This is a genomic window from Methylobacterium sp. BE186 (assembly GCF_031457035.1).
Classification (GTDB): Bacteria; Pseudomonadota; Alphaproteobacteria; order Rhizobiales; family Beijerinckiaceae; genus Methylobacterium; species Methylobacterium segetis.
In genome coordinates, this window is sequence record NZ_JAVDVV010000034.1 from 1 (window position 1) to 14,161 (window position 14,161).

Consider the following 14,161-nt stretch of genomic DNA (forward strand, 5'->3'; position numbering starts at 1 on the left):
AGCCGGCGCTGCCGGCATAGCTTCCCGTCAGCGCCAGCCGGTCCGTGGTCAGCCCGTTCTGAAGGCTGATCCGGCCCGTCCCCAGGTTGTTGAAGCTGGAGGCCCCGAGCGAGCCGTTGAAGCCGCCCGTGCCCGGGATGCCCACCGTCCCGGCGTTGTTGAAGCTGCTGATCGGGCCGCCGAGGCTGGCGTTGAGCAGCACCGAGCCGCCGGCCTGGTTGTTGAACGCCTCGAGCCCGTTCAGCGTGCCACCGGCCGCGCTCACCTCGAACAGGCCGGCATTGTTGATCGTGTCGGTGCCCAGGAGGTTGCCGGTGCCCTGGTAGGTCCAGCGCCCGGTCGCGGTGTTGTTGAAGGTCGCCGTCGTGCCCGCCGCGGAGGAGACGTAGCCGTTGAAGGTCCGGCCCGAGGTGTTGTTGGCGGTGAGGCTGCCCGCGGCGACGTCGATGACGAGGCCGCCGGAGCCGATCGTGCCGGCATTGTCGAGGGTGGCGCCCCCCGCCGCCGTGCGCAGGCTGACGCCGTCGCGCAGGACGGCGCCGGCGGTGTTGGTGATCTGCGCCACGCCCGCGAGGGTGAGCAGGCCGGTGACGGTGCCGGTGTTGACGAAGGTCGGCGTGGTCAGCGTGCCCGTGGCCGTGAGCGCCGCGTTGTTGGTGAAGGAGGTCGTCGCCGCGACCGGGCCGGCCGCGGTGAAGTTGCCGTTGTTCACCGTGGTCGCGGTGTTCAGCGCGCCGGCGCTCTGCGTGAAGGTGGCGGTGGCCGCGTTGGTGAAGGTCCCGGCGCCGATCGTGCCGCCGGTCTGGGTGAGCGTCGCGGCGGCGGCGTTGGTCAGGCTCGGCGTGTTGAGCGTGCCGTCCGAGACCGTGAAGCGGCCGTTGTTGGTGATGGCGCTGGAGGCGGTGAGCGCCCCGGCGCTGGTGAGGCTGGCGTTGTTGGTCAGGGTCGCGGTGGTCACCTGGCCGCCGGCCGCGATCTGGAAGCCGGCGTCGTTGAGGATCGCCGACGAGCCGTTGATGAGGCCGGTTGCCGAGACCGCGAGCGTGCCGGCCTGGATCTGCGTGGCGCCGCCGTAGGTGTTGTTGCCCGACAGCGTGAAGGTGCCGGCGCCCTGCTTCGTCAGGGCGGTGCCGCCGCCGGCGATCTGGCCGGCATAGTCCGAGCTCGTGCCGTCGCCGCCGGTGCTCAGGGTTCCGCCGTTGCGGATCACGGCCGCGGCGGTGCTGCCGGCGAGCGAGCCGATCGTCAGGCTGTTGGTGCCCAGATCGACGGTGCCGTCGTTGGTGAGCCGGGTGAGGCCGGTGAGCCCGCCGGTGAGGGTGAGGGTGCCGGTATTGGCGAAGCTGCCGTTGGCCTGGCCGCGGGCGTTGACGGTGCCGGCATTGCTGATGCCGCCGTCGATGCGGCTGGTGGTGGTCAGGGTGCTGCCGGCCGCGACCGTGGCGCCGCCGACGATCAGGCCGTCGTTCGTGGTGGTGCCGGCATTGTTGATCAGGCCGCCGGCGACGGTGCCGGCAGCGGTGTTGGCGAAGGTGCCGGTGTTCGTCACGCCGCCGTTGAGGGCGCCATTGTTGGTGGCGCCGCCGGCATTGGTGAGCCGCCCGGCCACGCTGCCGGTGTTGGTGAAGGTGCCGGTGTTGCCGACGTTGCCGTTGATGGCGCCATTGTTGGTCGAGGTGCCGGCGTTGGCGTGGTCGGCGTTCACCGTGCCGTTGTTGAGGAAGGTCGCGCCCGCATTGTTGGTGACGCCCGAGGCGAGGCTTGCGCCCGCGGCCAGGACGAGGGTGCCGGCTTGGTTGAGGGTGCCGCCGGTGAAGGTGTTGGCGGCGCTGAGGGTGAAGGTGCCGGTGCCGGTCTTGGCGAGGCCGCCCGCGCCGCCGATGACGCCGGCGAAGGTGGTGCTGGAATTGTCGGCGCCGGTGGTCAGGACCTGACCGGCCGCGATCGCCACCGTGCCGCCCGCCGCGCCGCCCCCGGCCAGCGAGCCGATCGTCTCGGAATTCGTGACGAGCAGACGCGCGCCGGCGACGTTGTCGAGCAGGACGGCGCTCTGATTGGCGATGGCTTGCCCGCCCTGCACCTCGAGCGTGCCGGCGCTGATGCGGGTCTGCCCGGTGAAGGTGTTGTTGCCCGCGAGCACGAGCGTGCCCGCCCCGATCTTGCGCAGGCCGATCGTCGCGGCGGTGCCGCCGAGCTGCGTCTCGATCCGGGTGCTCACGCCGCCATCGACGTTGATGAAGCTCTGGGTCGGCGTCGAGACGGGATCGCCGGCGAGGTTGATCGTGCCGCCGGTCAGCCTGTAGCCGTCGACGGTGAATTGCAGGCCCTGGACGTTCTGCGTGCCCGCCACGGTGACGGTGCCGGCCGTGCCGCCGAAGATGCCGACGCCCGAGCGCCACTGGTCGTTGATCTGCCCGCCCGGCAGCGTCGTCCAGTTGGTGTTGGTCGCGTTCCAGGTGCCGGTGCCGCCCTGGCCGCCGGCGGCCGCGCCGGTGGTGTCGGCGCCGTCCCAGAACTGCACGGACTGGCCGCCATTGCTGAGGAGCACGTTCACCTGGGTCGGGATGGTCGTGTAGACGAGGGCCGTCGAGCCCGCGGCTGCGTTCACCGTGGCGAAGCTGCCGCTCACCGTGCCGGCCGGATTGACCTGCGCGTAGTTGAACAGGCGGTAGGAGCCGGAGACGAGGGGGTTGGCCGGCGTGCTGGTATCGACGAGGGTGAGGGTGCCGCCGAGGGTGAGGTTGCCGCCCACGTTGATGAGGTCGTTGCTGGCGCCGCCGACGACACCACTGGCGCCGAGCTCGAACAGCGAGGTCGATCCGGCGTTGAGGGTGTAGTTGCCGGCGACCGTGAGCGTGCCGGGCGAGTTGCCGGCCGAGACGGTGCCGCCGTTGTTGACGACGACCGAGCCGGCAACGGTGCCCGAGCCGTGCAGGGTGCCGCCGGTGTTGACGGTGACGGTGGCACTGTTCGTCGCCGTGTCGCCGAACACGCCGTTGATGGCGAGCGTGCCGCCATTCACGTTGGCCGTCATGCCGGCAAGCGGCGCCACCGTCTGCCCGGTGAGCGTCCAGGTGCCGGTGTCGAGCTTGTTGAACGTGCCCGCGCCGCTCACCGTCCCGAGAGCCAGCGTGCCGGCCACGCCGTTGGCCGCCGTGCCGTCACCGGTGCCGCGCAGGGACAGCGTGTTGCTGCCACCGCCGAGGCTGATCGCGCCGAAGCTCGCCGCGCCGAAGGTTCCGGCCGCGCGCAGGGTGATCGTGTTCGCCCCGCCGAGGACCGGGTCGGCCAAAGTCACCGCGTTGGTGTTGGCCGTGCCCGTGCCGGTGTAGAGCGCGACGGTGTCGTTGCCGCCGCCCAGCGCGATGCCGCCCGTCACCGTCGACCCGGCGTAGAGGTTGATCGTTGAGGCGTTGTTCGTGCTGTTGATGGCGTTCGGCGTGCCGGAGCCGGCCGCGATCGTCCCGTAATTGTCGACCGTCGAACCGGCGGCCCCGTTGAGCTGGATGCCCTGCGCGAAGGCATTGTTGCCGCCGCCCTGGATCGTCGCGCCGTTGGCGTTGACGATGGTGAACAGGCCCGAGCCTCCGGCGCCGCCCACGCCGACGCCGCTCGTCGCGGAGATCGAGCCGGCATTGACGAGGCTGATCGTGTTCCCCTGGTTGGCGCCGGTGCCGGCATAGAGGCCGGCACCGCCACCCGTCACCGATCCACCCGCGCGGTTGACGAGAGTCGTGGCGATCCCCGTCCCGACCGACTGAATGCCGTTCGTGCCGCCCGCGATCGTTCCCGCATTGTCGACCGTCAGCGTGCCGCTGGTGACCTGGACGCCGCCGAGCGCGCTCCGGATCACGCCGCCGGCCTGGTTGGTCACCGCGCCGCCGGCCCTGAGCTGGATGCCCGCGACGCCGCCCGGCGTGACCACGCCGGTCGCTTCATCGAAGGAGCCCGAGGCGATCGTGCCCGCGTTGGTGATCCGGTCGCCCGCGTTCGAGCCCACCGCGCCGTACTGGCCGACGATCTTGCCGCCCGCGGCGTTGGTCAGGGTCAGCACGCCGCCGCCGTCGCTGCCGACGCCGTAGCCGTTGCCGGAATTGAGGGCGTTCTGCCCGTAGATGACGCCAGTGCCGGCATTCGTGACGGTGAGCGCGCCCGTGCCGTGCTGGGTCACGCCATCGAAATTGTCGCCCTTGATCAGGCCGGCATTGTCGACCGTGAGCGCCCCTGCGACTCCGCTGGTGTTCTGGATGACGGCGCTGCCGAGACCCTCGATCCTCGCTCCCGCGGCGTTGACGACCGTCGTGGCCACATTCGTGCTGGTCAGGATGGCGTTGGAACCCGGGCCGCCGGTGACGGTCACGGTGCCCTGGTTGGTGAACCGGCCGCCGTTCAGGAGGATGCCGTCGCCTGCGACGGCGGCGACGTAGCTGCCGCTGAGCGTCACGTTCGAGGCGTCCGCGACGGTGAATCCGCCGGTCTGCCGCAGCGCGCCCGACAGCGTGATCAGGTCGTTGGCGCCGGTTGCGCCGCGCACGGTGAGCGCGCCAGCGCCCGAGACGGCGTTGCCGAAGGCGAGCGTGCCGGAGCGGTTGAGCTCCAGGGTGGCGCCGCCCGCAACGCTCACGGGCGAGGCCGCGGCGAGCGAGCCGGTGGTGCCGCCATTGCCGATCCGAAGCGTGCCGGCCGAGATCGTGGTCGCGCCGGTGTAGGTGCTGGCGCCGGTCAGCGTCAGCGTGCCCGCCCCGAGCTTGGTGAGGCTGCCCCCCGGCGAGGTCAGGCCGGTGGCGTAGGTGACGGCCTGCCCGTTCGTGTCGATCCGGTAGGCTTGGTTGGCCGCCGTCGAGAAGCGGGCGGAATAGTCGGTGGTGTTGTCCGCGCTGTATTGCAGCGTGCCGCCCGTGAAGGCGAGCGGACCGGTCGTGCCGATCGCGTTGGCGCTGCCGACGTTGAGCGTGCCGCCGGAGAAGACGGTGCCGCCGCTGTAGCCGTTGTTGCCGGTGAGAACCAGCGTGCCGTCCCCGAGCTTGGTCAGCCCCACCGTCGCGGAGCCCACCAACGTGCTGGCGATGGTCGTGCTCACGCCCGCGTCGACGGTGATGAAGCTGTTGGGGTCCGAAGCGTTGAAGGGGTTGCCCGTCAGGTTGAGCGAGCCGCCGGCGACCTGATAGCCGGTCGTGCCGAATTGCAGGCCCTCAACGCTCTGCGTGCCCGCCACGGTGACGGTGCCGGCCGTGCCGCCGAAGATGCCGACGCCCGAGCGCCACTGGTCGTTGATCTGCCCGCCCGGCAGCGTCGTCCAGTTGGTGTTGGTCGCGTTCCAGGTGCCGGTGCCGCCCCCGTCACCGGTGGTCCCGCCGGTGGCGTCGCCGCCGTCCCAGAATTGCGTGACCTGGGTGCCGTTGCGCACCAGCACGTTCACTTGATTCGGGATCGTCGCGTAGACCTCCGCGCTCGAGCCGCTGGCCACCGTGACGGTGTCGAAGGCACCGGTGAGGGTGCCGCCGGCATTGTTCTGGTTGTAGTTGAACAGCCGGTAATAGCCCGTGACGATGGGCGTGGCGGGGCTGGCGGTGTTGACGAGTTGCAGCGTGCCGGCGAGCGTGAGGTTGCCGCCGACATTGATCAGGTCGTTGCTGGTCGAGGCGCCGTTCGGGCCGCCGACCACGCCCGACGAGCCCATCTCGAACAGCGAGGTCGAATCGGCGCGGAGCGTGTAGTTGCCGGCAACGTTCATGGTGCCGGGCGAGTTGCCGGCCGAGACGATGCCGCCGCTTCCGACGACCACTGACCCGGCGATGGTGCCCGAGCCATGCAGGGTGCCGGCCGTGTTGACGTTGATGATGGCGGTGCGGCCGACGGTGTCGCCAAACACGCCGTTCACGGCGAGCGTGCCGGCGGTGACGTTGGCGGTGCCCGTGAACTGGCTGCCGGCGCTGTTCGTGCCCGTCAGCGTCGTGGTGCCGGTGCCGATCTGGTTGACGATGCCCGAACCGGTGATCGTGCCGCCGAAGGTGTAATTGGCCGCATTGGTCCGGTTGAAGGCGAGGGTCCCGCCCGTCGTCGCGACGGTGCTGAACACGGTGCCGGCCGCGTTCTGGCCGATCCGGCCGGCATCGCCACCGGCCGTGCCGTCGCCGATCTGGAGGGTGCCGCCCGAGATCGTGGTCGCGCCCGTGTAGGTGTTGGCGCCCGTCAGCGTCAGCGTGCCAACCCCGGTCTTCGTCAGCGCGGTGGTGCCGGCGCCGTTCCGGATGATGCCGGAGAAGGTCGGCGACTGATTCAAGCCGCCGGTGCTCAGCGTGGCGGCGGCGCCCGAGTTGGTCACCGTGCCCGCGCCCGCGAGCGATCCGATCGCCTCGTTGAACCCGCCCAGATCGAGCGTCCCGTTGGTGTTCACCGTCACGGCGCTATTCGCGCTGAAGCTGTTGGGGGCTCCGCCCCGCAGCGTGCCCCCGCTGATCGTGGTGGCGCCCGAGTAGGTGCTCGTGCCGGAGAGCGTCTGCGTGCCGGTTCCGAGCTTGGTCAATGCCAGGACGCCGACCTGATTGTCGTCGCTTGAGCGGGAGGCGAGCGGCGCGTTCTGGATGATGCCGCCGAACGAGGCGTCGCTGTTGCCGGTGCCGATCGTCGTGGTGCGCGCGACGCCGCCGAAGCCGCCCTGCAAGGTGCCGTTGCCGGTCAGCCCGTCGACGAAGATGGCCCCCTCGATGCCGTCGAAGGTGGCGCCCGTGGCGATGTTCAGGCTGCCTTGGTTGTTGGTCCAGATGCCGTTGCCGCTGCTGCTGCCGCGGAGCAGGCCGTCCTGCACATCGATCACGCCACCGACCGACTGCCGGATGATCGTCTGACCCGCCAAGCTGCCGAACCGGACCTCGCCCGCGCCGGTCTTCTCGATCCGGCCCGCGCCGGTGAAGGTGTTGACGCCCTGAAGGAACCCGCCGTTGAGCTCGACCACGGCGCCCGAGGCGATGTCGACCGTGCCGGTGCCGAACACGGTGCTGGTGACGCCGCCGGTGACCCGCTCGATCAACCGGCCGGCGAGAACGTTGGTGGTGAGCGCGCCGCCGTAGCCGCCCGTCAGCACGAAGGTGCCGGTATCCTGCTTGTTGAGCGTCGTGGCGCTCGCCACTGCCGACATGTTCAGCGCGCCCGCCGCGCCCTTGCCGGAGGTGTTGTCGCCGGTTCCACGCAGGGCGATGACGCCGCCAGCACCGAGCGAGATCGCGCCCACCGTGGCCGCCGGATTCGCGCCGGCGTTCTGCAGGATGACGGTCGCGCCGGTCACCGGATCGGTGGTCGTGACCCCCGCCACGTTGGTCGTGCCGGTGCCCGTGTAGAGCGACAGCGTCGAACCGGCGCCGAGCAGCACCGTGCCGGTGCTGGAGCCGGCGTAGAGATTGGCCGTGATGCCGGTGCTGCCGCTGAGCGTGCCACCGCCGCCCGCCAGCGTGGCGCCGCCCGAGATCGTACCGTAATTATCGATCGTTCCGCCGGCACCGAGATTGGCGCCGGTGCCATATTGCGTACTGGAGCCGCCGGTCAGGCTTCCGCCCTGCGCATTGACGATACGGCTGCCCGCGCCGTTGGCGCCGACGGCGACGAATGCGGTGTTCGTGACCGCTCCCGTGTTCAGGAGCGTCACCCGGGCGCCGGTGTTGATCACGTCGGAGCCGTCGCCGGTGTTGCGGATCGTGCCGGCATTCACGATCGTGAAGGCGCCGCTGCCGTTGATCGTGATGCCGGACGTGTTGGTGATGAGGCCGCCCGGAGCGACCCGCAGGATCGTCCCGTCGGAGGCTGAAACGGCCACGCCGGAAGTCGAGAGCGTGCCCGCCACGTTGAGCGCCCCGCCCTGAATGTCCCAGCGGACGTTAGACGGGTTGATGCCGGTCAGCGTCAGCGTGCCCGATTGCTGCGCATAGCTCTCGAAATTCGTCAAATTGGCTTGGTTGAGCGTCGCCATGCCACCAGCGCCGAGCGCGCTGACGAACGCATCGGTGCCAGTGCCCGCATCGACCACGCCGCCGACGGTGCCGCCCTGATAAGTGAAGGTGTCGTTCGCATCGCCGAAGGTTGCGCGCTGCATGGCGCCGGCGGCGCCGAGGGTGAAGTTGACGACGCCGGTGCCGGTGCCGCCGTTGAAGTCGCCGTTCAGCGCGCCGGCGACCGTCACCGTCCGTGCGCCCGCCCCCGATGACGCGATCACGCCGTTCGTGGCGGAACCGGCATTCAGAGCAATGGTCGCGGCATTGGCAGAGGAAACGTCGATCGCCGTCGCGCCATTGATCACCGAAGCCGCGTTCTGCGCGGCGCTGAACGCGGCCGAGCCATTGGTGATCGTGCCGCCGTTGGACAGGACGATCGCGGTACCGGTGCCGCTGCTCGTGTAGGTCTGTCCGTCGGCCGAGAGCGTGCCGGTGCCAATCGTGCCGAGGTTGGTGATCGTCGCCGCACCGGTGCCGCCTGCGTTGATGGCGTTCGACGTGCCGACGAGGTTGCCGGCGTTCGTGACGGCCAGCGCCGTGCCCGCGCCCGTCGTGCGGACGCCCGTGGCGCCGGAGATTCCCGCACCCGCGTTGTTGTCGACGGTCGCCGTCCCGCTCGATGCGCTGACACCGCCCTGGTTTCCGGTGATCACGCCGCCGCCCTGGTTGGTGATCGTCCCGCCGACGAAGGCGACGCCGTATCCGAAGCTCGGGCTGGTGCCGCCCTGGATCACGCCGCTGTTGGTGACGCTGCTGCCCGCCCCGGTGATCGCGATGCCGCTGGCATTCGCCGCCTGGATGAGGCCCCCGGTCAGGGTGCCGGCGTTGCGCGTCCCGGTATTGGTGATGGTGGCGGTTCCGAGCACGGTCACGCCGTCGCTCGCTCCGGTGCTCGTCGTGGTGATGAAGCCGCCGTTGGTCAGCGTCAGGTTGCCGATGGAGTAGACCGCGGCGTCGTTGCCGACACCGTTGTCCGCTGTACCGGTGTGACGGATCGTGCCGCCGAGCTGGTTGTCGATCGTGCCGCCGGCTCCGAGGCTGACGCCCCGCCCGTCAACCGAACTGATCAGGCCACCGTTCTGGTTCGTGAAGGTGCCGCCCGTGACGGCGATCGTGACGGCGTTACCGGTGACCGGGTCGATCCGACCGCTCAGCGCCACGTTCGCCGCATTGGCGACGGTGAATCCGCCGGTCTGCGTCAGAGCACCGGACAGAGTGATCAGGTCGCCCATGGCCGTGCCGCCGCGTACGGTCACCGCGCCCGCGCCAGACACGTTGTTGCCGAAGGCGAGCGTACCGGTGCGGGCGAGCGCCAGGGTAGCGCCGCTCGCCACGCTGACGTTCGAGCCCGCGGTGAGCGAGCCCGTGGCGCCCCCGACCGTCCCACCCACCGTGCCGCCGACCTGCAGCGTGCCGCCCGAGACGGTGGTACCGCCGCCATAGATGTTGTCGCCGGTCAGAACCAGGGTACCGGAGCCGACCTTGGTCAGCCCGGCCGTGGCCGTCCCGGCGCCGGTGCCGATCACGCCGGAATAGACGGTGCTGAGATTCAAGCCGCCGACAGACAAGGTCTGGTTGCCCGATTCGAACCGGACGGTTCCGGAGCCCGCGAGCGACCCGACATTCAGCGTCGTACTCGCGCCAGTGTTGACGGTCAGGGGACCGCCTTCAGCGAAACGGATCTGCGCCTGCCCGGCCTGCCCGTTCGTGTCGAACCGGAAGCCACCGCCGGGCGTCCCGACGACACTGGTGCCGGCAGGCGTACTGGTCGAGACCAGCGTGATGTTGCCGGCATTGGCCGAGAAGGCGACGTCAACGCCACCCTTGTTGGAGTAGATGAACTGCTCGCCGGAATTGCTGACGATGTCCGACGTGAACGTGACGGCGAAACCGTTGTTCGAGATGAAGTACTGGCTTCCCCCGGCGTCGAAGGTGATGCCGCCGACGGTCGTGGCCTGGGTGAAGAACGGACTCCGGCTGGCGGCCGATCCGAAGATCGCCCGCTCGCCGGCCGTATCCGGCACGGTGCCACCGTTCCAATTGAGGGGCTCGTTCCAGTCGTTGCCCGCATTGCCTGACCAGGAGATGCTCTGGGCCGCGGCGCCCGACGCGCCGCCGATCAAGGCCGCGGTCGCGAGCAGTACACGCTGCCACTTCCTGCGCCCGATCCGCGCCGCCGGCCGCACCCCGCTTCTGCGCGGCGGGGCCAGGGCGCCCAGCCGGGCGAGAAGCGAGCCGGGCGCCTCGACGGCCAGCGTCAGGAGGCGGGCCATCCGCGCGCGGAGCATCCCGGGCGACGCGGCGGCGTGAAGGACGGTCGGTCCCTGCAAGGGCTGAACAATGATCCCGACGAGCGCCGTGGACGCATCGAGCGCGCGCCGCAGGGGGCGCAGCGCAGGACGAACCTGCGGACGATCAGTACGGCTGGCCACGATCATAAATCCCCCGACTGCATCCGCGCACGAAGCGCGGCCGCCTCCTTTTTTCAAACCCGGAGGCCGGCAAGACTGATTAGGTCCCGGAGAATAAGGCGGCAACAACAGCTCTGAACCTTCAACAGGCAATCTGTGATTGAAATTCGCCCGGAAAGCCGCCGGAAAAATGGCCGAAACGTCCAATCTTTCAGATAGATGGGCTGTTATATCAGAGTCCGGCTTTCGGTCATATTCGGATTGAATCCAGCGATCACAACATTCGAATCCGGATGAGTGTAGCAGCCCGGCAACAGATTTGATGAAGAAAGCAGGAATTCAATCTACTTAAGTATTCAACGTAACAAAATCGAAGCAACGTATCGCGCCGGGTGTGGGGAGCTCGGCGAGCGATCGCAAACCCGGGCACCGCGCGAGATCGACCGAAGCATGCGATCCGAATACTGGCCGTCGGCAGGGATGAGGCCGCGGCGTTACTGAAACGCCGCGGCGCGCAACCTCGTCCGCCGCTCGGCGGGTGTCGCGGAGGGTCGATGCGCCGGAGAGGCGCGCTACTCGCGCGCCAGCGCGTCCAGCGCCTGCGCGAGGCCGCGGAAGGAGAGCGGGATCGCGACGTCGTGGTTGCCCGCGTCCTTGAACGTGATCCGGCCCGCCTCGGGGGCCGAGCGCCAGCGCTTCAGCGTGTCGTCGCGGACCGTCGCGTCGGCGACGCAGCGGCCCGGTAGGCAGCGCCGCCAGGGCAGGTCGAAGCCCTGGCTGTCCTTCTCGTCCAGCGTCGCGCGGACGCTGCTCGGGAAGGAGACGTTGTTCGGCAGGATCGCCGTCATGGTGAGCGGGTCGCCCGGCGCGACGCGGCCGATCGCGACCTGGGCGATCGGCGCGGACTGGCCCTGCACCTGCATCGACTGCGCGATCTCGCAGACCTTGCGGGATTTCTCGGCCTCCGCCGTGCGCTGGCAGCGCAGGACCCAGTCGCCGAAGGTCGCGGTGGTGAGGCCGGGCTCGGTGGGGACGGCCGGGGCTGCGGGCTGCGGCGCGGCCTTGGCGGCGCCCCCCTGCTGCGCGGCGGCGGGGCCGGCCAGAAGAACGGTGCCGAGCAGCAGCGCGGCCAGCGAATGTTGATGTTTCCACCGATCGATACGTGCGCGTCGCATTCGCCGAGGTCTCCGTGGGGGCGATGATCTGACCAAGCGCCGTCTCTAGACCACGATCGGGGGATCCGACACCGGGCGCCGCCCCTTCCGCACGCGCGAAAACTGGTTTGCCACGGCCTGACGCAAGCGGGAGACACTTGAGGCCGCCTTTCGGCCGCGGCGGATCAGAATCCGACGCCCATCAGCGGTCGTTGCATCGGCCGGGCGGCCGTCGAGACCGGGGCCTGGGGCGGCGCCGGGCGCGGGGCGGCGACGGGCGCCGGCCGGGGCTTCGGCTGGGCGATCTCCCGCGCCGGCTTCGGCCGCTCCTGCACCACCGGCTTCGGCTCGGGCTTCGGCTTGCGCGCGACGGGCTTCGGCTCAGGCTCGGGCTTCGGCTTGCGGGCCACCGGCTTCGGCTCCGGCTCGGGCTTCGCCTTCTCCGGCTTGGCCACGGCGACGCATTGGTCGCCCTCCGCCTTCTGCCCCGCGCCGCACTCGATCGGGCAGAAATGCTCCGGGCGCCTGCGCATCTCCTCCAAGAGGGCGGCGTTCGGCTCCGTCGGCACGGGCTTCAGCTTCGCCTGCTTGGCATAGCGGGCGAGCGCGCGCCGGGAGGCATCGTTCCAATCCGTGTCCGCGCCCTCGACGGCGCAGCCGATCCGGCCGAGTTCGGCCTCGGCGTCGCGGTGCAGCCGGTCGCGCAGGATCGCCTCGCTCGGGAACGGCTCGGCGGGCTTCACCGAGGGCAGAGCGGCCTGCGGATCGTTGTAGGCCATCCGGGACTCGCCGAGCGCGGGGCGCGACGGGCCGCCCGAAGCCTCCGGCGCCGCGCCCGGCGCATCGAGGGAGGCGAGGCGGCCGATCGGGCGGTCCGGCTCGGGCGCAGCGCCCGGGGCGAGGGCCACCGCGGAATCGGTGACGGGCTCCGCCGCCCGGTGCTCCTCGCGGGACCGGCTCGCGGCCTCGGCGAGGCGGGCCTGCTCGGCCAAGCGGGCCTGATCGGCGAGCCGCGCCTCCTCCGCCACGCGGGCTTCCTCGACCCGGCGGGCAGCCTCGGCCCGCTCCTCGGCAAGACGCTGCTGACGCGCCTCCTCGGCGGCCCGTTCGGCGACGCGACGCGCTTCCGCGGCCTGCTCGTCCGCGCGCTTCCGGCGGCTCTTCTCGTCGGCCGCCGCCTCCGCCTGGCGCCGCTCCTCGGCGGCCCTGCGCTCCTCAACCAGCCGGCGCTCCTCCGCCAGCCGGTGCTCCTCAGCGATCCGCTTCTCCGCGGCGTTGCGGCGTTCCTCGGCCGCCCGCTCCTCCGCGAGCTTCCGGCGCTGCGCCTCCTCGGCGAGACGGGTCTCCTCGGCGACACGCCGGGCCTCGGCGGCCCGTTCCTCGGCGAGCTTCTTCTGCCGCGCCTCCTCGGCGAGGCGCGCCTGCTCCGCGGCGCGGCGGGCCTCGGCCTCGCGCTGCTCCGAGAGCTTCCTCTGGCGCGCCTCCTCGGCGGCGCGGGCGAGGTCGGCGACCCGGCGCGCTTCCGCCTCCCGCTCCTCCGCGAGCCTGCGCTGGCGCAGCTCCTCCGCGACGCGTCTGGCCTCCGCCGCCCGCTCCTCGGCGGCCTTCTCCTCCGCGACCTTCCGGGCCCGCGCCTCCTCGTCCGCGCGCTCCTGCTCCTCCCGGCGGCGCCGGGCCGCGTCCGCGCGGCGGGCCTGCTGCTCCTTCAGGGCGCTCCAATCGTCGAGCTTGGCCAGCCGCGCATTGGCCGCGTCGGCGAGGTCGCTCTGCGGATATTTCTGCACGAAGCCGCGGAACGCGGCCGGGTCGTTGCTGTCCCGGATCTTGCGCCAGGCGTCGCGGTCGGTCTCGCTGCGATTGAAGTAGAACTGTCCGGGATAGGAGAGCGACAATTCGGGCGTCTGCCGCCCGCCGCTCTGCCGGTCCACCGCGATGCTCACCCGCTGGAAGAATTGCGGCAGGTCGAGGCCCGGCTCGTCGATCGCCTTCAGGAAGGCGTCCGTGAAGATGCTGTTGCGGCCGACGCCGTCGAAGGCCAGCGCGTTCGCCTGCGTCGCGTAGGCGACCACGAGGCCGCGACCGCTGATCTTGGCGAGGCCGGTCTCCGTGAAGGGGTTGCGGTCGCTCTTCTCCTTGAGCGGCAGGTTGCGGCAGGCGTCGAGGATGAGGATGCGGGCGCCGTCCGCCCGGTTCAGCTCGCCGACCACGTCGTCGATGCGGACGGTCTCGTATTCCAGGTCGAACTCGTCCTGCAGCTTGGCATCCACGGGAACGATGTAGTTGCGGCCTTTGTACTGGAGACCGTGGCCCGCGTAATAGGCGAGCGCGGCGTCCGCGCCCTGGGCGGCGCGGGCGAACTGGCGCAGATGATCGCGGATCGTCTCCCGCCGCAGGTCGGTGCCGCCGAACACCTCGAAGCCCGCCCGCTTCAGCGCGGCCGTCACGTCGTCCGCGTCGTTGCGGGGGTTCGGCAGCGAGGGAAACTTCTGGTAGGCGGCGTTGCCGATCACCAGCGCGACGCGGCGCTCCGCCGCGAGCGCGCACTCCGCCGCGAGCGTCAGCGCGAGACCGAGGATGAGGGCGAGGAGCGCGCGCACGGCCTAGCCCGCCC

3 protein-coding genes are annotated in these 14,161 nt (G+C 70.8%); all 3 read right to left on the bottom strand.

The genetic code is table 11. The annotated features are described in order from the left end of the window. The coding region (locus J2X36_RS23990) for an autotransporter-associated beta strand repeat-containing protein (protein WP_310354428.1) at nt 1–10,258 on the bottom strand (10,258 nt) is incomplete at its 3' end. 710 nt (nt 10,259–10,968) lie between these two features. Continuing rightward, nucleotides 10,969–11,571: an invasion associated locus B family protein gene (locus J2X36_RS23995; RefSeq protein WP_310354429.1), complete on the bottom strand. Its 603-nt coding sequence runs from the start codon at nt 11,569–11,571 to the stop codon at nt 10,969–10,971. Between the two features lie 164 nt (nt 11,572–11,735). After that, entirely contained in the window at nt 11,736–14,147 is a 2,412-nt protein-coding gene (locus J2X36_RS24000; RefSeq protein WP_310354431.1) for a caspase family protein, read from the bottom strand. Nucleotides 14,148–14,161 lie beyond the last annotated feature (14 nt).